Here is a 24,152-nt window from a genome sequence, read left to right on the forward strand (position 1 = left end):
AGAGTCTTCTCGGCTCTGCCCTCATAGATCGGGTTCGAGCCACCGCAGGACGCCGGGCCGCTCGCGCCGCCGCACGGCACAGCCACCGGTTGTCGGTTGTCGGTTCGACGACACCGTGCGGGCGGCCGTCGGGCATCGAGAGCCGGGCCGAGCGAGGGCTCGGCGGTGCGGACTCGGCCAGGGTGCAGGCGCCCACGGCGGTCGTCACGGCTGGTGCTGCGGCACCGAACGGGGCTGTGGCGCGCTGCACTGCCGGTTCGTCGTGCGGCGGCGAGCGGGTCGGCGAGGACGACCGCGACGGGCAGGCAGGCACGCGGCGGAAATCCGGTGAGCCGACCGGGCTGACAGGCGGGCGGGAGCTCGGCGGCGGGTGCGGATCAGCCCTCGTCCTCACACGGGCTGGGGACGGAGCTGTTCGGCAGTCCGCTGTCGAGTTTGAGCCTGCCGTTCTCGATGGCCAGCGGATAGACGACCCGCCAGTACACACAGTCGGCGGGCACCTCGGCGGGGGCGTCCTGCGGGTCCTGAAGGCTGACGAAGCTCAGCACCATCCGCAGCGAGTCGGCCGGGCCGGGATCGATGCGGTGGACGATCACGTTGCCGTCGGTCGTGGACCGGTAGCTGTCCATCCAGACCTGTTCCGGCAGGTCTCGGACGCGGTGCTCGACGACCGTCGTCGCCCATAACTCGTAGTTGAGGCCGTTGATCGCCTCGAAGTGGGTGTCGACCAGCACGCGGATCGCGTCCTCGTCGGGATGACCGAGCACGTCGTCCGAGAGGACCGGCTCGACGGGCTCGCCCTCCTGCGGTCGGTCGGCAGGCGGGCGCGCGGGGGTCGTCGTGAGAGCCGCCGTGCTCGACGGGTAGCGATCGGCGACGAGCAGGCCCGCGATCACGGCCAGACCGAGCACTCCGACGATGCCGAGGGCGAGCCAGGCCCTGTGCAGCCACCCGGGCTCGCGGGGGCGCCCGGCGAAATCCCGGGGCGGCTCACTGTCGGTCAGCACTCGCCCAGGGTGTCATACCTTCCGCGACGAACCGGCTCGATCGTGCAGTGCAAGGCGGCCGTCCGGTCGCGCTCCGCCCACCGCCCGACCGAAACCTCCGACACCGACCGGGCGGCCGTCCCACCCGATCAGGCCCGCGATCGGCGGGGTACACAGTCGAGGCCGCGATGGTGTCGCGGCCGGTTCAACCGACCTGGTGGAGCCAGGTGACCGGGGCGCCGTCCCCTGCGGGCCGAAACGGTTCGAGTGCGTCGTCCCAGGCGGCGCCGAGCAGTTCGCCGACCCGGTGCGTCACGGTGTCCCGTTCGACGCCGCAGGCGAGCAGCGTCCGCAGCTGGTCCTCGGTGACCACGATGTCCCCGTTGGCGCTGGTTCTGGCCCGCCACAGACCGAGGCCGGGCACATGGCAGAAGCGCTCGCCGTCGATGCCGGGGCTCGCCTCCTCGGTGACCTCGAAGCGGATCATCGGCCAGACGCGCAGCGCGGCGGCCAGACGCGCTCCGGTGCCCGCCGCGCCGGACCAGTTGCATTCGGCGCGCAGCTGACCGGCGGCCATCGGCTGCGCAGTCCACTGAAGACCGACGCGCGTGCCCACCGTTCCCGAGATCGCCCACTCGACATGCGGACAGACCGCAGAAGGCGACGAGTGGACGTAGACGACGCCACTGGTGTTGCCACTAGTGCTCACTGCTGACCTCCGCTGCTCGACGAGGGACGTCTTCCCCTACGGCCTCGCGAGCAGCGCGCGGTTCGGTTCCACCGTAGAACGGTGAATCAGTTCACCACCGTAGAACGGTGAATCAGTCGACAACCTCCGGACCGCGATCGAACCACCACATTGAACGGACATAACAGACAGCTGATCGAATCGATCGATGGCGTCATTCTGCACCGACGTGGCTGATCTCCGCCAGACGAGTCCGCCGAGGCGCCCGGGCACGACACACCCGGCGGTCCCGGCCCGCTTGCACGAACCGGTGTTTACCACTGAGTAGCGTGAGCAGTTCCGTGACGAGGGCTACCGTGAGACTCCGAGCCCGTCACGTGCAGCCCGGCAGCAGATCGCCGTCGAGGCATCCGAGGTCAGGGCTTCGTCATGTACACCGCGGGAGGTGGCCAGTGCGGCTGATTCGGCTCGGTGAAGGCCCTTCGGTGATCAGCGTCGACGTACGAGCGACGCTTGCCTCCTGGGGCCGGGGCGACAGACTAGTCGGCGGGGTGGCCGTCCTCGGGGACACGCCGTCGGGAGCGGCCCGCCCGGTGGACGCGCTGATCATCCGACCGACCGGCCTGACCCTCGTGGTCGGAGTCGACCTGCCGGACCCCGCGATGAAGCTCGACGCCCCGCTGAGCAGGCGGTGGCGCGTCGACGGCTGGCTGCTCACCAGGTCTGACGAGTCGCCCAACCCGGCGGGCGAGGCGATCGAGCTGACACGTGTGGTGCGGGACCGGCTGCGGAACGCCGGGACGCAGGTCCCGCTGACCACCGTGATCGCCATCGGGCCGTACGTCGAGGAGGTTCGCCAGCCGCCGGAGGACCTCGCAGAGGGCTTCTGGGTCCTGCATCCCTCGCCGCCGTCGCTGCTCGGCGCGCTGCGCGAGTCCGCGCATCGCTCGACGTGGCTGGGGGTGGGCGAGGCACGGCGCGTCCTTCTCGCCCTGTTCCCGGATCGGCCCGAGCTGGTCGAGGATGTCCTGACCTCGGCGGAGCTGGACGCCGAGGGCTTCTCGACTGCCGAGGCCGCCGTCTCCGCGCAGCAGACGGCCGTCCCCCTCGGCCAGGCGGACGCGGGCACGGTCGTACTCCCCCGGCCTGCGGGCGTCCCCGCACCACCGGACGCGGGAGCGCCGGACCCGGCCCGTTCCGGGACACCGAACTCGGCGACGACCGGTCCCGTCGCGCCGCACGCGGGCAGGCCCGGCGCAGCGCAGCCGCCCGGCCTCGGGGCACGCGTCCCGGCGGGGCCGTCGGGCCCGCCGCCCGCAGTCGGGCAGCCCGGGGCGGCTGCAGGCGGGTGGCCGGGCGCGGTCCGTCCGGCGTCCCGGCGGACGGGGTTCTCCGGTCAGCTGGTGGCGGCGGCGGTCATCGCGGCCCTCGTGCTCGGCGTGATGGCGTTCCTCGCCGTCGAGTCCAGCCTGGGCGGCGACAGCTCGGGGGTCGAGGACGGCGATGAGTCCGCGCCCGTCGCCGTCGTGGTCGCGGAGGGCACCGAGTTCGCCGTCCGGGGCGAGGACGGTGCCGACGACTGCGCGCGGCACTCCTACGGCGACGTGCAGGCCTGGCTGACCGACCATCCCTGTACCGGTCTGTCCCGAGGCCTGTTCCACACGGATGCGCCTGCCGAGGCCGCGGTCTCGACGTCGGTGGTCGAGTTCACCGACGAGAACCAGGCCCAGGAGTTCGAACAGCTCGTGACCGGCGTCGGCCGAGGCGGGATCAACGACCTGGTGCGCGACGGGCAGGGCTGGCGCGGCGGGCCGGAGTCGTTCGACGGCGCCGCCTTCGTCGTCGCCAGGACCGGCACCCAGGTGCGGATCGGTCAGGCGGTGTGGATCGACGCGCCGTCGGCGCCCGATGACGTCGAGCTGACGACGCTCGCCGAGACCGGCCTGACGCTGTCCGCCCGGTGATCGACCTTCAGAGCCCGTACTTCTCCAACAGCCGCAACCAGACCTCGCTGATCGTCGGGTACGCGGGCACCGCGTGCCAGAGTCGATCGATCGGCACCTCGCCGACGATGGCGATGGTCGCCGCGTGCAGCAGCTCGGCCACGTCGTAGCCCGCGAACGTGACGCCGACCAGGACTCGTCGATCCTCGTCGACGACCATGCGGGCCCGGCCGCGATAGTCCTTGGCATGAACCGAGGAGCCACCGACGGCGATGTCCAGGTCGACGACCCTGGTGCGCAGGCCCGCCTGTCGAGCGGCGTCCGCAGTGAATCCGACGGCGGCGACCTCGGGGTCGGTGAACACGACCTGCGGGACGGCGGTGTGGTCGGCGGTGGCCGCGAAACGGCTCCACGGCGAGGCGCTGCGGGCCTCCGGCGTTCCCGCCGCGCGCCCCGCGATCACGTCGCCGACCACCCGTGCCGCGTACTTGCCCTGGTGGGTCAGCGGAGCCCGGCCGGTGACGTCGCCCGCCGCGTACAGCCAGCTGCCCTCGATGCCCGTCACCTGCCCGGAATCATCGACGCGGAGCGGCTCGCCGGGGGTCAGGCCGACCACGTCCAGCCCGATCGCGTGAGTCGCCGGGCTCCGACCGGTCGCGACGAGGAGTTCATCGGCCTTGATCCGCCTGCCTTCGTCCGTTCGCAGGGCGATGCCGCCCGCTTCGGCACCGACCCGCTCCAGCGTGGTGTCGAGCAGGACCTCGACGCCGTCCTCGCGCAGCCCTTCGGCGACCAGTTCGCCCGCGAAGTCCTCGAAACTCTGGAGGAGGCGCGGCCCGCCGTTGATGAGGGTGACGTTGGAGCCGAGGCGTGCCCAGGCCTGTGCCAGCTCGACGCCGACCGGTCCGCCGCCGAGGACGGCGAGCCGCCGGGGCACCGAGCGGGCGGAGGTCGCGTCCCTGGAGGTCCAGGTACGGATCTCGTCGAGTCCGGGGATCGGCGGGGTGCGTGGGGCGCTGCCGGTGCAGACGACCACGGCCTGGACGGCGGTGATCTCGCGGGTGCCGTCGGCGTCCTCGACACGGACCCGACGTGGTCCGGTGATGCGTGCGGTCCCCTTGATCACGGCGATGCCGCTGCTGCGCGCCCAGTCGAGCTGTCCGTCGTCCTTCCAGTCGGAGGCGATGGCGTCCCGTTCCTTGAGGACCTCGGCGACGTCCAGCCGGCCGGTCACCGCCTCGCGCGCGCCGGGGACTCGGCGGGCGGCGGCGAGCGCGCTGCCCGGCCGCAGCAGTGCCTTGCTCGGCATGCACGCCCAGTAGGAGCACTCGCCACCCAACAGCTCCGCCTCGACGATCACCGCTCGCAACCCGCCCTGCACTGCACGGGCCGCGACGTTCTCGCCGACCGCTCCGCCACCGATCACGATGACGTCGAACTCCGTCTGATGTTCGATCTTCTTCTGATCCACGCCGCACAGCGCACCGCAGCGCGCACCTCCCGGCAACTCGACGTCACCGTTCTGTGACCTGGGGTGCACTTCCCGGCACGCACCGCCATCGGCGGGCCGGGGAGTCACCGCCTTTATGCCCGCTGCACACCGTGCGGTCCGCGGCGGCCAGCGCTCCGGCGGTCGCCGTCGACGAGGTTCGTCACGCCTACCGCCGATTCGTCAGGCGGGCGACCTCGGCCGTGCGGGGATCTTCCGAGGCGGGGCCGTCGATCGGGTACCGCATCGGATGCGGCCCCTGCGGCGGATCGAGAGCGCGCGGCGAGCCCGCACCTCGGGTCCGCGCAGCAGGGCAGGCATTGCCGGGCCTGCTGCCTCGCCCGGTCCGGCTGCTGAGCCGATGTCCGCCTGGGGACGCACTCAGCCGGGCTCGCCACGCCGCTTGCGGTGGGCGATCCACATGAGGTCCACCGCGGCGATCACGGCCAAGACGGCCAGCACGGTGCCGAAGACGACGTGGTCGGCGATGAAGAACAACACGGCGGCCCCGGTACAGAACACCAGGCCGAACCCCGCCAGCCACAGCCGCAGGGTCAGGGGGCTCCTGGTGGGCGCCGCGCCGCCGATCCCGGCGGTCAGGTCGTGGTAGTCGTACAACCCACGCTCGTACTCGGCGCGGGTGCGTCGATGTCGGGGCTCTCGGGCGGGATCAGCCATGCATCGGTAGTACCCACGCCGCCGTCCAGGCACACGCACCGCCCGATCGGCGCTCCGCCACGGGGTCGGGCCCGCTGTCGCCTGCGTCATCGCAGGCGGTGGTCACGTGGGACTCGACATCGCGGGTCCGGGTCAGTCCGTCCGCCGGGCGGGATCGGCGACATCGTGCTCGGCGCCCGGCTGATCCGGGATGTCGATCTCAGGCCGCGCCGGTCCGCCCTGCTCCTGTTGCTCAGACCGACTGCGCTGGTCGGACTGCTCGGACCGATCGAAGGCCGGTCCCGCACTCGACCGGGCCGGACCGCCTGCCCGAGTCGACTCGGGCCGGATCGGGGACAGCACCTCGCCGACCAGCGCGGGGGGTCGGGTGAGATAAGGCCTGCACACCCTCGTCGTGAGCATGCCGATGGCGAGCAGCGGGACGATTCCCGACAACGCACCCGCCGTGGCGCCCGCACTCAGCACGTCTCGAGGCAGCAGCCGGGGACGTCGGTTCATCGGCACCCGACGTAGTGGCAGTGAACACAGGTAGAGCAGGACGACGAGCCCGACCAGCGCGAGGACCGCCCGATAGATCGCCTGGTGATACCCGAGGCCCTCCGCCGCGACCATCACCAGGAGCCAGCCTGCCAGGGCCGTGTACTGGGCGTGCTCGGTCGTCGCCGCCCACAGCAGTCCCGCAACCCAGGCGCACAACAGCAGGACCGTCCGCCGCTGTGGCTCGGCGAGGAACTCTCCTGCCGAGTGCAGTGCGTCCCGGACGTCGACGCCGACCGTCTCCAAGGCCCGGCCCGGCACGTCCAGCGGCGAGAGTCTCGTATCGGGGGGACCGATCTGGCCGACGATCCAGGCACCCGACCACAGCGAGATGATCACCGCCTGCACCTGCTGCCAGCGTGGCCGGTCGGACGCGCGCTGCACCAGCAGCGTCAACTCCTGCCATCGCGGCAGCAACGCCGTCGCTCCCGACAGCCGACCAGTGCGCACTCCTGAGATGGTCCCGGCTTCGCTGCCGCACCGGAAGACCCGCCCCACAGACGGCGGCAGAGCACCGGATCACAACGAGAAACGATCACTCAAAGTGACATTTCCTTGAGGCGAACGAGTGGCGGCACGCCCCCCGGACGCCGGAACCGCACCGCCCCAGCCAGCCTGCGACGCGCCGACTCTCCACGTTCGAGTGAGAGGCGCCGGGCGGCCGGCGGGCCGGCGTAGCGTCGGGGAAACCGTCGTCGTATTACTCCGTCCGAGCAAACGAATCTCGGGAATCATCCGAGATATTCGCAGGTACCGGCAGTTCTGACCGTCATGTCCCTCCACTGTCGACCACCCGATCGGCATCGTGGTCGTCCCGAACCGAGCGGGGATGCCTGCCGGGGTGGAACGACGTGGTTCGGGTGATCGAACACCACAACCGCGAGAGAAGGGAGCCGGTGGTGAACTCACCACTCTTCGTAGTCAAGGATGAGCTGTCCTCCCCGGTGTGTGTCAGCTATACCACCGGCGGACGACCAGTGGTGGCGATCCGCCGGGGGCAGGTCTTCTCTCCCGAGTTCGCTCAGGCGTTGTCGGACGCCCTGAGCGCGATGAGTCTGAGCGCGACACCCCTCGGCACGACGACCCTGAGCGCGGCAGGCCTGAGCACGACGGGGCAGCACGTGACGCCTGCCGTCCCGCGACAGGCCGACAAGGAGCGCAACGTCGAGAACGAGATCCCGGCACGATGGGCGCCCGCCACCACGCGGGCTGCGCTCCGGTCGACGCGCTTCGCCCGCTGAGCGCGCCAATACCCCACCAAGCCTCGCCCACACGGTTGGACTCGCCGCCTAGACGCAACCCTTTCGGGTGGTTCTGTCCGCGCATTGGACCAGCTGGGTACTCCCTTCAGTGGAGTCGTCTGGAGGTGGCGAACAATGACCAGTGGTATGCAGGACATCAAAAAGCTGCCCGGTCGCACCGTCTATGGTGCGGACGGCAGCAAGATCGGCAAGATCGCACAGGTATGGCTGGACGGACCGTCCGGAGAGCCGTCCTGGATCTCCGTGCACACCGGCTTGTTCGGAGTGCGCGAGAGCTTCGTCCCGGTAGCGGGGATGCGTCGCAATGATCAGGGCGACGTGGAGGTGCGCTACAACCGGGACCAGGTCCGCGAGGCGCCTCAGGTGGCCCCGGATCAGGGCGAACTGCCGATCGAGGAGGAGAGCAGGCTGTACGACTACTACGGCCTGCCCAGCCAGCGCCAGAGCCCGGAGGGGCTGAACAGCGGAAGCAGACAGCAGGCCGCCGCAGCGTCCGACACCGCGCAGCCGAGCACGGGCGGGGCGGCGGGCGCTGCGGGCGCTGCGGGCGCCAGGCAGCCGGAGTCCCGTATCAGCGGCGCCGAGGCACGGGCCGGGCAGCAGCACGCGGCGAGCACCTATCCCGAGATGCTGGCGGCGGAGGAGCGCGCCGCAGGCCGGACCGGTGCGCCGACCCCGACGGCCAAGGGTGACCGGAGCGCCACCGGTCGCGCGGCGGAGTCGCCGGTCGCGCGGCAGACAAACCGAGGCGAGGCCATCACCCGCTGCGAGGAGCAGCTCAGCGTGCATGCCGAGCAGGTGGAGGTCGGCCGCGCCTGGTTGCGCAAGTACGTGGTCACCGAAGAGGTGCAGATCAAGGTGCCGCTCAAGCGGGAGCGCGTCCGCATGGAGACCGAGCCGATCACCGATGCCGACCGGGAGGCCGCCGCAGGATCGGGACTGCGCATTCACGAGGAGCAGCGCGAGGTCATCCTGCACGAGGAGCGCCCGGTGATCGAGCGTCGGACCGTCCCGGTCGAGCGGGTGCGACTGACCACCGAGATGACCACCGAGGAGCAGACCATCACCGATCAGGTCCGCAAGGAACGCTTCGAGTTCAACGACGGTCATGACGGCCACGGCGGATCTGACGGCCGCTCCGGCCGTCAGACCTGACGTCGCAAGACGCGAGCCGGGGCATGAACACGCTTCGCCGCCCGACTGGCCTCACCCCTCACCAGGCCACTCGGGCGGCGTTGCACGTCGTCCGGCCAGCAGCGGCGAGGCCCTCGGGAGTGGCTCGATCGGGGCGGAATCCGATCGAACGGACTCGATCTCCTGGCGGAACTATCGACAAGCCTGTCAGCCGGGGCGGCGGGCGAGGAGAGGGAAAGGCACCAGATCGACTGAGGGGATCTACTCATCACGTCGCCGAGCGCACCCCGCGCATCGGTTCGGAAGCCCCCGCGACCCGCAGGCGTCGCCGGACGACTCACGGCGAACGAGATCCTGGCACCAGGGCCGAATCGGGCCTGCACCGCCCCGCACAGACGAAGACGGAGCCCCTCGATGAGGGACTCCGTCTATCGCGTCGGCGTCATGTCACGTCGGCGGCACGCCGAATGGGATGACTCTGTCGGGCCGACCCGGATGCCTGCCCGACGTTGCCGGGTGTCTACAGCGCTTCGCTGTCGCGTTCGCCGGTCCGCACCCGTACGACGGAGTCGACCGTGGTCACCCAGACCTTGCCGTCGCCGATCTGGCCGCTGTGGGCGTTCTCCACGATCGTCGTCACGACCTCCTCGGCGATGGACGTCTCGGTGAGCACGTCGATCCGGACCTTCGCCACATAGTCGATGGAGACGCCTGCACCTCGGTAGACCTCGGTATGGCCTTTCTGCCTGCCATAGCCGCGGACCTCGCCCACTGTCATGCCCAGCACACCGAGCCTGTCCAGGCCCGTGCGAATCGCGTCCAGGGTCGCGGGCTTGACGATCGCGGTCACCAGCTTCACTGCTTACTCCCCTCATAGGCAGGCGACGCCGAGTCCGAACTCGTCGTCGGCGCCGTCGGGCCGGGCGCGGAGGTCGTCGCCGCGCCGGTCGACCCAGTCTGGTGCCCGGCGACGCGGCTGACGGCGAAACCGGCGAACTCGTAGCCGCCTTCTGCGTGTTCCGACTCGTCGACGCCCGCGTCCTCCGCCTCCGGCGGGACTCGGAGTCCGATGACCGCCTTGACGAGCAGTGCGAGCAGCAGGCTCAGCACGAAGGAGTACGCCAGCACCGCGAAGGCACCGACAGCCTGGATGCCGAGCAGCCCGAAGCCGCCGCCGAAGAACAGGCCGTCGACCCCGGCCGGGGTGCTGCTGTCGCCGAAGAAGCCGATCAGCAGGGTTCCCACCAGGCCGCCGACCAGGTGCACGCCGACGACGTCGAGCGAGTCGTCGTAGCGGAAGCGGTACTTCAGGCCGACCGCCAGGGCGCAGAGCGCACCCGAGATGAGCCCGACGGCGATGGCTCCCAACGGGGAGACCGACGAGCCTGCGGGGGTGATGGCCACCAGACCCGCGACGATGCCGGAGGCGGCGCCCAGAGTAGTGGCGTGCTTGTCTCGGATTCGCTCGACCAACAGCCAGGCGAGCATCGCCGCGCCGGTCGCGACCAGCGTGTTGACCAGGACCAGCGCGGCCGCGCCGTCTGCCGCGAGCGCCGAGCCCGCGTTGAAGCCGAACCAGCCGAACCACAGCAGTGCCGCGCCGAGGACCACCATCGGCAGGTTGTGCGGTCTCATCGGCTCCTGCGGCCAGCCGCGCCGCCTGCCGAGCACCAGCGCCAGCGCGAGTGCCGCCGCACCGGCGTTGATATGGACGGCCGTGCCGCCCGCGAAGTCGATCGCGCCGAGGGTGTTGGCGATCCAGCCGCCTACCACCCCGGACTCCTCATCGCTGAACGCGAAGACCCAGTGCGCCACCGGGAAGTAGACGACCAGTGCCCAGAGCCCGGCGAACAGCAGCCACGGGCCGAATCTGATGCGATCGGCGACCGCACCAGAGATCAACGCCACCGTGATGATGGCGAACATCGCCTGGAAGCCGACGAACGCCAGGGTGGGAATGTCACCGGAGAGCGAATCCGGGCTCCACAGGCCGTTGAGGCCGAAGTATTCGAGCGGGTTCCCGAGAAGACCAAGACCCACATCGTCGCCGAATGCCATGGAATAGCCGAAGAGCACCCACAGGATGCCGACGACACCCATGCTCCCGAGACTCATCATGATCATATTCAGCACGCTCTTCGAGCGAACCATGCCACCGTAGAAGAAAGCCAGCCCTGGCGTCATGAGCATCACCAAGGCCGCGCTGGTGAGCACCCACGCGGTATTTCCGCTATCCATCTCGCCTCCGTTCGTGCCGACGCTTCGGCCAAGGTTCGAACCGGGGCGTTTCGGCATGTGTCCATCGATGTTTCCCCTACGTGAAATACCTTCACCATCGGTTACGGGAAGATTTCCGACACCGGGCAAACATCGAAGTGGCACGAGACGAAGATCGAGAGAGCGCTCCCACTAGGTTACGGAATGCTCACGGGCAGGCCGGAAGGTCTTGGCTGAATTCGCCCGAATGCCGCAAGGCTGTATCTGAGCATCCCACCTCACCGCAAGACGAAGCGCGGCGCCCCTGCTGGGACGCCGCGCTTCATCGATCCGTGACCGGGCTAGATGGCCCAGTACCAGGCGCTGGAGCCGTAGGAGTACTCCGCACGGCTGTCGACATGGGTGAAGGTGCTGTAGCGAATGATCCCGGAGAAGCCCGAGGTCTGGCCGTAGCCGATGGTCTGACTCACCGAACGACCGCTGATGACGATGTCGGCCGCGATGCCGTACATGTGCTGACTGTTGGATGCGCCGCCGACGGCGGCGTTGTGCGAGACGCTGCGGAAGCCGGAGTTGATCGTGATCGCCCGGTCCCCCGACTTCTTACGGACGGCCTCCAGCTTGTACATCAGCCTGCGGACGTTCTCCCGGACCGTGGAGGCGCCGACCCGACCGTTGTTGAACGCGGCGCCGTCCCTGGAGTGGAACTCCGAGAAGTTGAAGTGCCGAGTCGACCCGTCCGAGGCCTCCAGCCAGTTGAGCTGAGCCTGGGTCGCAGGCCCCACCACGCCGTCGATGCCCAGCCCGTACGCACCCTGGAAGCGACGCACCGCGCCCTGCGTGGCGGGTCCGAAGTCGCCGTCGACGGTCAACGCGGTGCGCGATGCGCTGGCGGCGGCCCAGCCCGCGACCCGAATCTGCAGTTCGCGGACATCGGCACCGCTGTCACCCTGCCGAAGAGTCCTCGTCCAGTTGTAGGCATGCGCCTCAGGCGCACTCACGACGCTCACGGTGCCCATGGTCATCACCAGTGCGGCGAGCAGGACGCTCATGCGTCCGAGCAGTCTCAGCATCGTCGTTCTCCTTCCACCCAGTGGCCGGCCTGCACTGGGCCGACCATCCCTCACCGTGCCGATCTTTCGGCGAAATGGACAGAGTGTGGGGGAAGAATTCACGAACCCGGCACCCAGCTTCGGCCGGTCGGATCAGCGCACTGAAGTGGACGGCTCAGCCGATACGGCCGGGCGGCTGCCGGTCCTACGACCGTTGGCAGCAGGAGCGCACCGCCGAGCGGTCCCGGCGCCTGTGCGGGGCGGCAGGCCGCAGCCGGTCGATCCGGGGCGGAGTCCGAGTCGATCCGGCGCCGGCCCGGCCGGTGCCGGCCCGGCCGGTGCCGGACCAGAGCGCCAGACCCGACCGGCAGGCAGCACGTGCGGCGGACGACCGAGCCGGGTCGTGTTGCGCGATGCCGGCCACGCGAGCCGTCACCACGAGTCCCACGACGTCCAGATCCGAGTCGAGACCCGCTCGTCGACGGCGACCCCTGCCGGTCGCGCCGCCCGTAGACGGTTCCACGGTCGCGGCCGCCCGCCGCCCGCCTTCCGAGCCGGTCGAAAGCAGGCACAGGCGGGCCGACGTCGTGCGTCCGCGATCAGTCCGACGACCCGCCGGAACCGGGAGCGGTGACTAGTTGAGCAGGGCGTCGACGAAGGCGGCGGGCTCGAACGGAGCCAGGTCGTCCGGTCCCTCGCCGAGACCGACGAGCTTGACCGGGACGCCCAGTTCGCGCTGCACCTGGAAGACGATCCCGCCCTTGGCCGTGCCGTCGAGCTTGGTCAGGACGATGCCGGTCACGTTGACGACCTCGGAGAAGACCCTGGCCTGGGTCAGCCCGTTCTGCCCGGTCGTCGCATCGAGGACGAGCAGCACCTCGTCGACCTCGGACTGCTTCTCGACGACCCGCTTGACCTTGCCCAGTTCGTCCATCAGGCCCGACTTGGTGTGCAGTCTGCCCGCGGTGTCCACCAGGACGGCGTCGACCCCGGCCGAGGTGCCCTGTCGGACCGCGTCGAAGGCCACGCTGGCCGGGTCGGCGCCCTCGCGCCCCCGCACCACCTCGGCACCGACCCTGGCGCCCCAGGTGGCGAGCTGATCGGCAGCCGCGGCTCGGAAGGTGTCGGCCGCGCCGAGCACCACCTGCCTGCCGTCCGCGACCAGCACCCTGGCCAGCTTGCCGGTGGTGGTGGTCTTGCCGGTGCCGTTGACGCCCACCACGAGCAGGACAGCGGGCCTGCCGCTGTGCGGCAGCGCCCGCACGGAACGCTCCATCTCCGGACCGAGCGACTCCACCAGCACCTCGGTCAGCAACGCCCTGACCTGCGCCGCCGTGCGCACCCCACGGGAGGCGATGCGCTCCCGCAGCTTGCCGACCACCTCGGTGGTCGTCAGCGCGCCGAGGTCGGCGAGCAGCAGGGTGTCCTCCACCTCGGTCCAGGAGTCCTCGTCGAGATCGCCGGCGCCGAGCAGTCCGAGCAGGCCCTGGCCGAAGGCAGAACGGCTACGCGACAACCTGCCCCGAAGCCGTTCGAGACGCCCTTCGGTCGGCGCGATCTCCTCGACCTGCGTCGGTGCGGGCTGCGGCTGCGCGGGAACGGGCGTCGTCGGCGGCTCGGCGGGCTGCGCGGGGACCGGGGCCGTCGGGGGCTCGGCAGGCTGGGCGGGCACCGGGGTCGTGGGCGGTTCGACCCTCGGGGCGGGTGCGGCAGCGGAGTCGGCCGGGGATACCGTCTCGGTCGTAGGCCCCGCAGGCTCGGCAGGTCGGGTCTCTGGCGCGGTCGTGGTGTCCGAGTCGGTCCCGGTGTCGAGAGCGGGTCCGTCCGCCGGGGGCAGGGTCACGTCGACGATGCCGCGTCGCCGCGAGTCCCTCGGCACCGCCGCGTCGTCGCCGACACCGGGCTGGCCGTCCACCTCGGTGCGGTCGGCAGCAGTTCGCGAGGACAGACTGATCCCGCCGCCTGCCTGGTAACCGCCGCCACGCGGCCCGGAACGCACCTCGCCCGCCTGCGACGCCGACTCGGCCTCGGTCAGTCGGATGCGTCGGCGTCGGACCAGCACCACACCCGTGATCAGCGCTGCGGCAAGCACGACGAGAGCGATGACGAGAACCCAGATCCACGTGGTCGGCACGCGGCCATCCTCCCACTCGCCGCAGCTCTGACCGGGAACCGGCCTGCGGCGGTGTCACCGCCTCGGCCGAGCCCGCACCTCTTGCGCAAAGCGCCGCTGTGCTCTAGACCACAGCAGATGGATCGTTGTCGGGTCGTCGGTCTCAGCTCGGGCACGTCGATGGACGCCGTCGACGTGGCCGTCGCCGATCTCGCCGTGGCGGACGAGACGGTGTCGTTGCAACCGTTGGGGGGTCTCGGCGTGCCCTATCCGGTCGATCTGCGCCGCGACCTCATGACCGTCGTCCAGGAGGGCGACTGCTCCGCCCGGCTGCTCTGCGAGCTCGACACCCGGATCGGACAGACCTTCGCCGAGGCGGCACTCCGGGCGATCGACGAGTACGGCGGCGGGCGAGCCGATCTCGTCGCCTCACTCGGGCAGACCGTCTACCACTGGATCGAGCCCGGTGCAGCGGGCTCGGCGGGCAGCTGTCTGGGGACGCTCCAACTCGGGTCCCCGGCGTGGATCGCCGAGGCCGTCGGGCTGCCGGTCGTCGACGACCTTCGGACCAGAGACGTCGCAGCAGGCGGCCACGGCGCCCCGCTGGCAGGCCTGTTCGACCGGTACTGGATCGCGGGTCTCGTCCGTGCCGAACCCGAGGACCACACGCCGATCGGCGTGTTGAACCTCGGCGGCATCGCGAATCTCACCGTGGCCGACGGCGCGGCGACCATCGCCTACGACGTCGGTCCGGCCAACGCCCTGCTCGACGCCGCCTGCACCGAACTCGACCCGGCAGGGCCGGGCTTCGACGTGGGCGGCAGGCTCGCCGCGCGGGGGAGGCCCGACTCCGACCTGCTCGGCGAGCTGCTCGCCGACCCCTTCTACAGCGCCGCTCCGCCCAAGTCGACGGGCAAGGAGCACTTCAACGGCGCCTACCTGCGCGGCCTGCTGGCCGGTCGCCCCGCCATCGCCCCGCCGGACCTGTTGGCCACTCTCGTGGAGCTGACCGCCGCGACGATCGGCGCCGCCGTCCGAGGACACGGGCTGTCCAGGGTCGTCGTCTCCGGGGGCGGTGCTCGGAATCCGACTCTGCTTCGAGCGCTGCGTGCTCGGCTCACACCCGCCCAGTTGACTCCCAGCGACCTGCTGGGGGTGCCGGGCGATGACAAGGAGGCCTACCTCACCACGCTGCTCGGCTTCCTGACCTGGCACGGGCTCCCCGGCAACCTGCCGTCGGCCACCGGAGCAGCCGGGCCGAGGGTGCTCGGCTCGATCACTCCCGGCGCCGGTCCGCTACGCCAGCCCCCTCCCAGCGCCGCTGCCGTCCGTGCCCTGCGCATCGACCACGTTCGCGACAGACCCGACCTCGGCCCGGCCGCCGCCGCGCACTGACCAGGAGGCGTCATGCACACACTGGATCTCGTCGTCATCGTGGGCTATCTGATCCTCATACCGGTGATCGGCGTGTTGATCGCGGGCAGACAACGGTCCGCGGCGGACTACTTCGTCGGCGGACGGAACCTGCCCTGGTGGGCGGTCTGCTTCTCGGTGGTGGCCACCGAGACCTCCACCCTGACCGTGATCAGCGTGCCGACCGTCGCGTATCTGGGGTCCTTCACCTATCTTCAGCTCGCGATCGGCTACCTCATCGGCCGGGTGGTGGTGGCCTTCGTCCTGCTGCCCCGGTACTACGCGGGGAACCTGGTCAGCGCCTATGCCTTCCTCGGGAAACGCTTCGGACGAGGACTGCAGGGCACCGCGTCGGTGACGTTCATGGTGACCAGGCTGCTCGCCGACGGCGTGCGGCTGTTCGCCACCGCCATCCCGGTGAAGCTGCTGCTGGACGCCCTCGGCCTGAACGTCGCCTACTGGCAGATCATCCTGGGCCTGGCGCTGTTCACCGTCGTCTACACCTACCTCGGCGGCATCAAGGCGGTCATCTGGGTGGACGTGATCCAGATGGTCATCTACGCCGGCGGCGGTGTCGCGGCGGTCGGACTGCTCGCGAACCAACTGCCGGACGGCTGGTTCGGCGACGCCATGGAGGCGGGCAAGTTCCAACTGCTCGACTTCGGCTCGAACATCCTGACCAACCAGTACTCGTTCATCGCGGCCGTCATCGGCGGCGCGATCTTCGCCATGGCCTCCCACGGCGCCGACCAGCTCATGGTGCAGCGGCTGCTGGCCTGTCGCGACGTGAAGGACAGTCAGAAGGCGTTGATCGCCAGCGGTTTCATCGTCTTCCTGCAGTTCACCCTGTTCCTGCTGATCGGCGCGATGCTGTGGAGCTTCTACGGCGGAGCCGACCCGGCGGCGCTGGGCCTGGGCGCCAACGACGAGCTGTTCCCCTCCTTCATCATCCAGGAGTTCCCGCCGGGGCTGGCCGGGCTGATGATCGCGGGCATCCTGGCCGCGGCGATGAGCACGCTGTCGTCCTCGCTGAACTCGCTGTCCACCTCGACGGTGAGCGACATCTACCAGCGGTTCAGTCGGCGCCCGCTCTCCGACGCGACGGTGCTGCGGCACGGCAAGGTCTGGACGATCGTCTGGGCGCTGGTCTTCGTCGGCTTCGCCTCGATGTTCACCACGACCTCGAATCCCGTGGTGGAGCTGGGACTGAGCATCGCCAGCTACACCTACGGCGCGCTGCTCGGCGCATTCGCGCTGGGTCTGCTGGTGCGGCGGGCACGGCAGACCGACGCCGTCGTCGCCTTCGTCACGACGATCGTCGTAGTCCTGTTCGTCGTGACCTTCGTGCGGCTGCCCGGCGACGACGGCGAGCCGCTGCCGCTGGCCTTCCCGTGGTTCGCGCCGCTGGGCGTGGCGATCACGCTGCTGGTGGGCTGGTTGATGTCGCTGCGCGGCCCGCGACGCGGAGTCGTTCAGCAGGAGTTCATTCCGCAGACGACCGGTTCCGGCGGGAGTGCAGAGCGGACGACCGCGACGCACGAGACCTTGGACGGATCGGAGCCGGACGCGACGAAGCCGGAGCAGAAGGGCGAGGCCGACCCGGTCGGCTGAGCGCCGAGGCAGGCCGCTGGTGTGCATCGAGACAGGGCGGCGGGCAGGATGGCGCAAATGAACAGCCAGGAGAGCGCAGCCGAGCCGGACCTCGTGGTGCGAGACGCACCGGAACGCAGGCGATACGAGGCCCGGCTCGGCTCGGAACTCGCGGGCTTCATCGACTACGACGTCGACGGGACGGTGCTGGCGCTGCTGCACGCCGAGGTGGCCGAGGAGTTCGGCGGTCGGGGCATCGGAGGCCGGATGGTCCGCCAGACGCTGGACGACGTGCGAGGCCGGGGCCTGCGCATCCGGCCTGCCTGCTCGTTCGTCGCGAACTGGGTCGCGCGTCATCCGGACTACGCCGATCTGGTCGATCGGCAGGATCGCGCGTAGCCGCCGTGCGGCGGGCGGGCATCGAGGGCCTGCCGCCGGAGCCCGACGGCGGCGGCGGTTCGACGAGCGGCCGGTGAGCCCGGTGCGACAGCGGGCAGGCCGCGTACGGTCGGATCGTCGCCTCGGGATGGGGACTGGTCAGGCGAACGGGCTCTGGCTCACCGGAATCAGGGCCCGGCGCCTGCGGCGCCGCGTGACCCGGTGAGCCAGGCGAGCCCACCGAGCAGGTGATCAATCAGTTCCTCACACTGATCGGCGGAGAAGGCGACCTGGATGTTCTCCTCCTCGGTGAAGAACAGCCCCAGCGACATCCGGCTGCGGTGCGGGGCGATGCGCAGCGGCACCGCGCCCCCGTCGGGATGCGGCACGTCGAGGGTCCGGGTGTCGCGGGCGCGCAGCGCGGCGATCAGCTGCTCGGTGGCGACGGCGTCCAGCAGCACGGCGAATCGCGCGGTCGAGGCCAGTCGCAAGTAGAGCAGTCTGCGATCCTCCGTCAGCTCGATCTGACTGGTGCAGTGCCCCGTCGTCAGGTCCTCACCCGCGACTCGACGGTAATAGGTGAAGGATCGCCGTGAATGCGCTGACATCGCCATCCTCACTTCTCCGCCGCAAAGCCCAGGGCGGTCCGATGGTTCGATCTTGTTTCGCGGGCCGAGCCACTGTGGGCGCCTGCGCTCACGCCGAAGAGCCTACGGGCTGTGCCACCCGTGCCGACGGTCCGTGCATCGGGGGTGAAATCATGTGCGATGGCACCTGGTGAGACAACCAGCTTGTCCGAAATTTTCAGCCAGACAAGTAGTTGACTGAACTTTTCGTGTGATTCACCCGATCGAGTGGCAGCACTCGACCCGGTCCTGTCCGTAAAGTCTCATCGGCGGCTCGCCCGCCGCCCACTGGCGTGGTAGCGCGTCACATTTCCGAGGAAGGCGGTTCCTCGGCCCCGGCACTGGAGAGACCAGAAGTGCGGCGGACCGTGGCGAACCCCGGTCTCGGCGATTCGGCGTCGACGGTGTCCGTCGAAGGGACGCGCCTGCCAGCAGAACGACTCGTCGTTGTTCTGCGTTTCGCCCCGTCGACAAGGAGGTACGGGTGGCAGCACCACCACGCGGCAATCCGACGGCACGACGGCGTCAGCTCGCGCGCGAGCTGCGACGGCTGCGCGAGCAGGCTCAGCTCACGCTGGAGGCGGCGTCCCCGCTGCTCAACTTCTCGCCTGCGAAGCTGTCCAAACTGGAGCGGGCGCAACATGCTGCGCACCCCAACGACGTCACGGTGATGCTCCAGGCATACAAGGTCAGCGGCGAACGAGCCGACTCGCTCATCGCGTTGGCCAAGGAGGGCAGGCAGAAGGGTTGGTGGGAGATCTACGGCGATGCCGTGATCGACTGGTTCGAGGCCTACATCGGGCTGGAGTCCGACGCCACCTCCATTCACGCCTTCGAGATCGACCTCATCCCCGGCCTGCTGCAGATCCAGGACTACGCCCGCTCGGTGATCGAGGTCTGGGAGCAGCCCACCGGAGACGACGACGTCGTCAATCGTCGCGCCAGGCTGCGCACCGCACGGCAGACCCGGCTCACCGAGGAGGAGCCGCTGGAGTTCCACGCCGTGATCGGGCAGGCGGCGCTCCATCAGCTCATCGGCGGACCCAAGGTGATGCTTGCGCAGCTGGAGAGCCTCATCTCCACCGCCCGGCTCGCCAACGTCACCGTCCAGGTGCTGCCCTTCTCGGCGGGCGCGCACAGTTCGCTGGGCACCGCGTACTCGATCCTGCGCTTTCCCGAGGGGGAGGATGACGTCGTCTACCTGGAGACGCTCTGCCGAGGTCTCTATGTGGAGGCCCGCGACGAGGTCGCCCGTTACAACACCAGCTTCGCCGAACTGCGCAGCACCGCACTCAGTCCGACGGATTCCGTCGAGCTGATGACGAAGCTCGCCGCCGACCTCGCCCGCGACTCCTGAGAGTCTGTCTTCGGTCCCGCTGGAGTCGTGAGCGGGGATCAGCCGTGGGTGAGCTGCAAGGCGAGGAGGAGGGAGCCATAACGGAGTCATGGTGACCGACGACGACGCCGCAGATCGCCATGCCTGCCCCGCGCAGATCCGAAAGCAGCGATCAAAGACAGGCTCTTCAGATCGCCCCAACCTGCGACGCGGCAGGTGCGACAACGACATTCACGACTTGTCGCTCACTCGACCGGGACACCCGTCGCGGATGCCACCACGAGGAGGACCCGATAATGGGGCAGCTCTTTACCGCAGGGACATGGCGGAAGAGCAACCGCAGCAACGGTGCGGGAAACTGCGTCGAAGTCACCACGATCCGCGAGACGATCGGTGTTCGTGACTCGAAGAATCCGGACGGCCCGGTTCTCTGCTTCCCGGTCGCCGAGTGGTCGGCATTCCTGGATCGCGTGGAGGAGATACTCCCGCAGCCGTCGGTGGCGATCAGGCCGGGCGCAGGCGCCGCGCGGCGGCCCGCTGCCGACGAGCAGGCTCCGAGGTCCGCTCGCTGAAGCGGGCTCGCCGGGACCGGGTCACTCGGGCGCCCGGGCGCCGCAGGCCGGTCGTGGCGACAGGAGAGGCCGGGTCGGCAGGCGCCCGACCGAACGACGTGCCCGTCGGCCGTCCACCCGCTGCTCGGTCGCTCCGTCTAGCGAGACCGACCGGCCGGACCGTCGGGAGAACCGGCAGCGGCCCGCCCGGCCGGGGCGGGAAGCCGGACATCGGCGGCCATGACCCTCGCACCGAGCCGACCGCTGTGGCCGACCGTCGTTCTCGGGCCCCTGATCCTCGCCGGAGAACGGACCCGAGCCTGCCCGCTAAGCGGGTCCCGGCCCGGCATCCTCCGGCGCAGGTTCCGGCACGGTCTCGAGTTCCCGCACCGCTGCCTGCGGTTCCTCCGCCGAGTCCGGCTCGCCGCTCACGGTCTGCTCGGCACTCGGGACCTGCTCGGCACTCGAGGCCTGCTCTGCACTCAGAACCTGCTCGCCGTCCGGGACCACCGCCCCGTTCTGCGCCGATCCCGCCGCAGGCACGAGCCCGGCCCGGCCCGCGTCGACGGCAGCGCGGGTCCGACCACGTAGCCGCTGCGAGATCACCGCGCTGATCCCGTCGCCCCGCATGCTGACCCCGTACAGCGCGTCGGCGATCTCCATCGTCGGCTTCTGGTGGGTGATGATGAGCAGCTGCGAGGTCTCTCGGAGCTGCTCGAGCAGGCCGATCAGTCTGCGCAGGTTCGTGTCGTCCAGCGCGGCCTCGACCTCGTCCATCACGTAGAACGGCGACGGCCGGGCCCGGAAGATCGCCACCAGCATCGCCACGGCGGTCAGCGACTTCTCGCCGCCGGAGAGCAGCGAGAGCCGCTTGACCTTCTTGCCGGGCGGCCGAGCCTCTACGTCGACGCCGGTGGTCAGCATGTCGTCGGGCTCCGTCAGCACCAGCCTGCCCTCGCCGCCGGGGAAGAGGGTGGCGAAGACGATCTCGAACTCCCTGGCCACGTCCACGTAGGCGGTGGAGAAGACCTCGAGGATGCGCTCGTCGACGTCCTTGATCACCGTGAGCAGGTCCCGGCGGGTGGCCTTGAGGTCCTCCAGCTGCGTGGACAGGAAGCGATAACGCTCCTCCAGCGCCGCGAACTCCTCCAGGGCCAGCGGGTTGACCTTGCCGAGCAGCGAGAGGTCTCGCTCGGCGCGCTTGGCCCGCCGCACCTGGGTGTCCCGGTCGAAGGGCATCGGGGCCGGTGCGGTGACCTCCTCGCCGCGTTCCTTCGCCGCCTCGTACTCGGCGGTCTCCGCCGCGCTGGGCGGCACGCCGACGTCGGGTCCGTACTCGGCGGCGAGATCCTCCAGCCCGATGCCGAAGTCGTCGGCGATCTTCGTCTCCAGCTGCTCGAGCCGAAGCCGGCGCTCGGCACGCAGCACCTCGTCCCGGTGCACCGCGTCGGTCAGCTTCTCCAGCACGGCGGTCAGTTCCCGCGCGTGGTTGCGCACCGCCGTCAACGCCTGTTCCCGATCGGCGCGGGCGGCCTGCGCGGCGTCCCGCTCGTGGACGGCACGGCTCAACGACACCGCGATCCGTCCCGAGGCCGTCTCGCCCGCGTCGACGACGGCCTTCGCCACCGCAGCGCCCCTGCTCCGCGCCGCGCGCACGGCGGCGATTCTCGTCCGGTTCTCCCGCTCGATCCGTGCGGCCCGGCGCAGCTGTTCGGCCCGCCCCTGCACGGAGCGGGCCCGTTCCTCGGCGGTCCGCTGGACCAGCCGGGCATCCATCTCCCGCTGGCGGGCCGTGCCGACGGCCTCGGACGCCTGTTCCCGCTCGTCGGTGTCCGGCTCGTGCTCCAGCGGCTCCGATTCGACGGAGGACAGCCGATCCTCCGACTCCGCCAGCCCCCGCAGGGTCTGCTCGTGCGCGGCCTCGACCTTGGCGCGGCGGGTCCGCAGCTGCTCCGCCTCGGTGCGCGCGGCCTTGGCGACCTGCCCGAGCCTGCTCAACCGCTCGGTGCTGCGCGCCTTGCGCACCTTGGCCTCGTTGACCGACTCCTGCGCGGCACGCATCTGATCTCGGCGGTCTCGCTCCTCGGCGCGCGCGCCGTCCAGCGCTGCCGCATGGGCTGCCAGCCTGCTCTGCGCTGCCACCAGCTCCCGGCGGGCGTCGTCCACCGCCGCCTGCACCTCGATGACGCTCTGATCGCGGCCGGAGCCGCCCGAGGCGAAGTCCGCGCCGAGGACGTCGCCCTCCGGCGTCACCGCCCGCAGGCCGGGAACGTCGGCGATCAGCGACTTCGCCGCCGCGAGATCGCCGACGACGACCACCCCGTCCAGCGCCCGGAGCACGGCGGGCCGTAGCGCCTGCGGAGCGCCGACGAGGTCGGCCGCCCACCTTGCACCGCGTGGCAGCTCCGGTCGGGCTCCACTCGCGACGGACGGCGCCCCGCCGATGAGCAGGCCTGCCCGGCCGGTGTCCTGGGACTTCAGCAGCTCCAGCGCCACCAGTGCGTCGTCGAGCCCGGCCAGGGCCACGGCATCGGCGACGGGGCCGAGTGCGGCGGCCAGGGCCACCTCGGCTCCGGGTTCCACGGTCAGCAGCGCCGCCACCGACCCGAGCAGGCCCGGCAGCCGCTCGCCTGCCGCGAGCAGCGCGCCCGCCCCGTCCTTGCGGGTCAGTCCCAGCGACAGCGCGTCCACCCGCGCGGTCCAGGCGGCGATGTCCCGTTCGGCGCCGCGCTCGGCGGCCACCAGCTCGGCGACCCGTTCCCTGGCCTGTTCCCTGGCGGCGGCCGCCGCATGATGCAGCTCCCCCAGGTCCGCGTCGTCGGTGTCCTGCCCGTCGTCGACGGCCTGCTGCTCCTCGAACTCCTGAGTGGCCGCGTCCGCTCGGTCCTCGGCCTCGGCCAACGCCGTCGACAGCCGCTCGATCTCCTCCTCGGTGGAGGCCGCCTTGCTGCGCAGCACCTCCACCTGCCCGGCCAGCCTGGCCAGGCCCTCCCGACGATCGGCGATGGCACGGGCGGCGGCGACGTGCGCCTGTTCGACGGCCTTGAGTCGCTGCTCGGCCAGCCCTCTGGCCTCGACGGCGTCGGACAGGTCGAAGCGGGCCTGCTCCAGGACCTCGGCCAGCTCGACCTCCGTCTCGGCGGCCTCCTCGGCCTCGGCCTCCAGCTCCTCGGGATCGCGCCCGCCGCGCGGTCCCTCCAGCGGTGCCGTGAGGTGCCGGTAGCGCTCCGCGGCCAGCCGCACGGTGCCCCGCAGCCGTTCCTCCAGTGCGGAGAGCCGATACCAGGTGTCCTGGGCGGCGTTCAGCCTCGGCGCGTCCTGCGCCAGCTGCTCCTCCAGCGCGGTCTGCTCCGCCTGGGCGATCTGCAACGAGCGCTCGACCTCGGTGCGACGCGCCCGGACCGAGGCCTCGTCGGCCTCGTCCCTGGCCAGGTCCACGCGGGCCGAGACGAGGTCGTCGGCGATGAGTCGTAGTCGCGCGTCCCGCAGGTCCGACTGGACCGCCTGCGCCCGCCTGGCGATCTCGGCCTGCTTGCCGAGCGGCTTGAGCTGCCGACGCAGTTCGGCGGTGAGGTCGGTGAGTCGGGTCAGATTGGCCTGCATCGCGTCGAGCTTCCGCAGCGCCTTCTCCTTGCGCTTGCGGTGCTTGAGGACGCCTGCGGCCTCCTCGATGAACGCGCGCCGTTCCTCCGGCTTGGACTCCAGGATCGAGGCCAGCTGTCCCTGACCGACGATGACGTGCATCTCACGGCCGATGCCGGAGTCCGACAGCAGTTCCTGGATGTCGAGCAGCCTGCACGAGTCGCCGTTGATCTCGTACTCGGTGGCGCCCTCCCGGAACATCCGTCGGGTGATGGAGACCTCGGTGTACTCGATGGGCAGGGCGCCGTCGGAGTTGTCGATGGTCAGGGTCACCTCGGCGCGGCCGAGCGGGGCGCGGCCCGAGGTGCCCGCGAAGATGACGTCCTCCATCTTCGCGCCGCGCAGCGCCTTGGCGCCCTTCTCGCCCATCACCCAGGTCAAGGCGTCCAGCACGTTGGACTTGCCGGAGCCGTTCGGACCGACCACGCAGGTGATGCCGGGCTCGAAGCGCAGGGTGGTGGCCGAGGCGAAGGACTTGAAGCCCTTGAGCGTCAGGCTCTTCAGGTGCACGGCTCGG

Annotated in this window: 19 protein-coding genes; 8 read left to right on the plus strand and 11 right to left on the minus strand. The window is 70.5% G+C overall.

Going from position 1 to position 24,152, the window contains the following annotated elements; genetic code table 11:
* Positions 1 to 377 precede the first annotated feature (377 nt).
* Together UA75_RS26180 and UA75_RS26185 are read right to left on the minus strand one after the other, a co-directional pair.
* The gene (locus tag UA75_RS26180) at positions 378 to 1,007 is read right to left on the minus strand and encodes a hypothetical protein (protein WP_083683632.1); all 630 of its coding nucleotides are present in this window, start codon (positions 1,005 to 1,007) and stop codon (positions 378 to 380) included.
* A gap of 184 nt (positions 1,008 to 1,191) precedes the next feature.
* Positions 1,192 to 1,695 carry a DUF3145 domain-containing protein gene (locus UA75_RS26185; protein WP_075742516.1) on the minus strand — a complete coding sequence of 168 codons (504 nt, stop codon included), beginning with the start codon at positions 1,693 to 1,695 and terminating at the stop codon, positions 1,192 to 1,194.
* A 464-nt stretch (positions 1,696 to 2,159) separates the two neighbouring features.
* Between UA75_RS26185 and UA75_RS26190 the strand changes: the two genes are divergently transcribed.
* Positions 2,160 to 3,638 (plus strand): hypothetical protein, encoded by a 1,479-nt coding sequence (locus UA75_RS26190; protein WP_157434447.1) that lies wholly within the window; start codon positions 2,160 to 2,162, stop codon positions 3,636 to 3,638.
* Between the two features lie 7 nt (positions 3,639 to 3,645).
* Here UA75_RS26190 and UA75_RS26195 read toward each other — a convergent pair whose 3' ends face one another.
* The 3 genes from UA75_RS26195 to UA75_RS26205 all read right to left on the minus strand — a co-directional run bounded on the left by UA75_RS26195 (position 3,646) and on the right by UA75_RS26205 (position 6,771).
* Complete coding sequence (locus UA75_RS26195) at positions 3,646 to 5,088, minus strand: dihydrolipoyl dehydrogenase family protein (RefSeq protein ID WP_083684157.1); 1,443 nt, start codon at positions 5,086 to 5,088, stop codon at positions 3,646 to 3,648.
* 399 nt (positions 5,089 to 5,487) lie between these two features.
* Positions 5,488 to 5,784, minus strand: coding sequence for a DUF6343 family protein (locus UA75_RS26200; protein ID WP_075742518.1), 297 nt, complete (start codon positions 5,782 to 5,784; stop codon positions 5,488 to 5,490).
* 132 nt (positions 5,785 to 5,916) lie between these two features.
* Positions 5,917 to 6,771 (minus strand): hypothetical protein, encoded by an 855-nt coding sequence (locus UA75_RS26205; protein ID WP_157434448.1) that lies wholly within the window; start codon positions 6,769 to 6,771, stop codon positions 5,917 to 5,919.
* A 449-nt stretch (positions 6,772 to 7,220) separates the two neighbouring features.
* On the opposite strand from UA75_RS26205, the gene UA75_RS26210 reads away from it, so the two are divergent.
* Both UA75_RS26210 and UA75_RS26215 read left to right on the plus strand, forming a co-directional pair.
* On the plus strand, positions 7,221 to 7,562 hold the full coding sequence (locus UA75_RS26210) for a hypothetical protein (protein WP_157434449.1): 342 nt from the start codon (positions 7,221 to 7,223) through the stop codon (positions 7,560 to 7,562).
* Between the two features lie 135 nt (positions 7,563 to 7,697).
* The gene (locus tag UA75_RS26215) at positions 7,698 to 8,738 is read left to right on the plus strand and encodes a DUF2382 domain-containing protein (RefSeq protein WP_083683633.1); all 1,041 of its coding nucleotides are present in this window, start codon (positions 7,698 to 7,700) and stop codon (positions 8,736 to 8,738) included.
* Positions 8,739 to 9,237: 499 nt separating this feature from the next.
* Here UA75_RS26215 and UA75_RS26220 read toward each other — a convergent pair whose 3' ends face one another.
* The 4 genes from UA75_RS26220 to ftsY form a co-directional block, all read right to left on the minus strand.
* Positions 9,238 to 9,576 (minus strand): P-II family nitrogen regulator, encoded by a 339-nt coding sequence (locus tag UA75_RS26220; RefSeq protein ID WP_075742522.1) that lies wholly within the window; start codon positions 9,574 to 9,576, stop codon positions 9,238 to 9,240.
* On the minus strand, positions 9,573 to 10,955 hold the full coding sequence (locus UA75_RS26225; protein ID WP_075744233.1) for an ammonium transporter: 1,383 nt from the start codon (positions 10,953 to 10,955) through the stop codon (positions 9,573 to 9,575). The genes UA75_RS26220 and UA75_RS26225 overlap by 4 nt, the downstream gene beginning before the upstream one ends.
* 320 nt (positions 10,956 to 11,275) lie before the next feature.
* Positions 11,276 to 12,007 (minus strand): D-Ala-D-Ala carboxypeptidase family metallohydrolase, encoded by a 732-nt coding sequence (locus UA75_RS26230; protein WP_075742523.1) that lies wholly within the window; start codon positions 12,005 to 12,007, stop codon positions 11,276 to 11,278.
* A gap of 613 nt (positions 12,008 to 12,620) precedes the next feature.
* The gene (gene ftsY / locus UA75_RS26240; protein WP_075742525.1) at positions 12,621 to 14,120 is read right to left on the minus strand and encodes a signal recognition particle-docking protein FtsY; all 1,500 of its coding nucleotides are present in this window, start codon (positions 14,118 to 14,120) and stop codon (positions 12,621 to 12,623) included.
* Positions 14,121 to 14,237: 117 nt separating this feature from the next.
* Between ftsY and UA75_RS26245 the strand changes: the two genes are divergently transcribed.
* Genes UA75_RS26245 through UA75_RS26255 form a run of 3 tightly spaced genes read left to right on the plus strand, consistent with a single transcriptional unit; the run spans position 14,238 to position 17,501 of the window.
* The gene (locus UA75_RS26245) at positions 14,238 to 15,494 is read left to right on the plus strand and encodes an anhydro-N-acetylmuramic acid kinase (protein WP_075742526.1); all 1,257 of its coding nucleotides are present in this window, start codon (positions 14,238 to 14,240) and stop codon (positions 15,492 to 15,494) included.
* A gap of 12 nt (positions 15,495 to 15,506) precedes the next feature.
* Positions 15,507 to 17,123, plus strand: a complete 1,617-nt coding sequence (locus UA75_RS26250) for a sodium:solute symporter (protein WP_083683635.1) — start codon at positions 15,507 to 15,509, stop codon at positions 17,121 to 17,123.
* A gap of 57 nt (positions 17,124 to 17,180) precedes the next feature.
* On the plus strand, positions 17,181 to 17,501 hold the full coding sequence (locus UA75_RS26255) for a GNAT family N-acetyltransferase (protein WP_075742527.1): 321 nt from the start codon (positions 17,181 to 17,183) through the stop codon (positions 17,499 to 17,501).
* Between the two features lie 167 nt (positions 17,502 to 17,668).
* Here UA75_RS26255 and UA75_RS26260 read toward each other — a convergent pair whose 3' ends face one another.
* Positions 17,669 to 18,088: a hypothetical protein gene (locus tag UA75_RS26260; RefSeq protein ID WP_157434450.1), complete on the minus strand. Its 420-nt coding sequence runs from the start codon at positions 18,086 to 18,088 to the stop codon at positions 17,669 to 17,671.
* 502 nt (positions 18,089 to 18,590) lie between these two features.
* On the opposite strand from UA75_RS26260, the gene UA75_RS26265 reads away from it, so the two are divergent.
* Positions 18,591 to 19,463 carry a helix-turn-helix domain-containing protein gene (locus UA75_RS26265; RefSeq protein ID WP_075742529.1) on the plus strand — a complete coding sequence of 291 codons (873 nt, stop codon included), beginning with the start codon at positions 18,591 to 18,593 and terminating at the stop codon, positions 19,461 to 19,463.
* A 275-nt stretch (positions 19,464 to 19,738) separates the two neighbouring features.
* Positions 19,739 to 20,014 carry a DUF397 domain-containing protein gene (locus UA75_RS35110; protein ID WP_075742530.1) on the plus strand — a complete coding sequence of 92 codons (276 nt, stop codon included), beginning with the start codon at positions 19,739 to 19,741 and terminating at the stop codon, positions 20,012 to 20,014.
* A gap of 306 nt (positions 20,015 to 20,320) precedes the next feature.
* On the opposite strand, the gene smc is transcribed toward UA75_RS35110, so the two are convergent.
* A complete protein-coding gene (gene smc / locus UA75_RS26275) occupies positions 20,321 to 24,145 on the minus strand; it encodes a chromosome segregation protein SMC (RefSeq protein WP_083683638.1) in 3,825 nt (1,274 codons plus the stop codon).
* Between the last annotated feature and the right edge of the window lie 7 nt (positions 24,146 to 24,152).

The sequence above is a fragment of the Actinoalloteichus sp. GBA129-24 genome (assembly GCF_001941645.1).
Lineage (GTDB): Bacteria > Actinomycetota > Actinomycetes > Mycobacteriales > Pseudonocardiaceae > Actinoalloteichus_A > Actinoalloteichus_A fjordicus.

Bases quoted from the DNA above. Each gene is read 5' to 3' on its own strand.
- UA75_RS26200 (WP_075742518.1), bottom strand. From the start codon at position 5,784: ATGGCTGATCCCGCCCGAGAGCCCCGACATCGACGCACCCGCGCCGAG.
- UA75_RS26215 (WP_083683633.1), top strand. From the start codon at position 7,698: ATGACCAGTGGTATGCAGGACATCAAAAAGCTGCCCGGTCGCACCGTC.
- UA75_RS26225 (WP_075744233.1), bottom strand. From the start codon at position 10,955: ATGGATAGCGGAAATACCGCGTGGGTGCTCACCAGCGCGGCCTTGGTG.
- UA75_RS26230 (WP_075742523.1), bottom strand. From the start codon at position 12,007: ATGCTGAGACTGCTCGGACGCATGAGCGTCCTGCTCGCCGCACTGGTG.
- UA75_RS26245 (WP_075742526.1), top strand. From the start codon at position 14,238: ATGGATCGTTGTCGGGTCGTCGGTCTCAGCTCGGGCACGTCGATGGAC.
- UA75_RS26250 (WP_083683635.1), top strand. From the start codon at position 15,507: ATGCACACACTGGATCTCGTCGTCATCGTGGGCTATCTGATCCTCATA.
- UA75_RS26255 (WP_075742527.1), top strand. From the start codon at position 17,181: ATGAACAGCCAGGAGAGCGCAGCCGAGCCGGACCTCGTGGTGCGAGAC.
- UA75_RS26260 (WP_157434450.1), bottom strand. From the start codon at position 18,088: ATGTCAGCGCATTCACGGCGATCCTTCACCTATTACCGTCGAGTCGCG.
- UA75_RS35110 (WP_075742530.1), top strand. From the start codon at position 19,739: ATGGGGCAGCTCTTTACCGCAGGGACATGGCGGAAGAGCAACCGCAGC.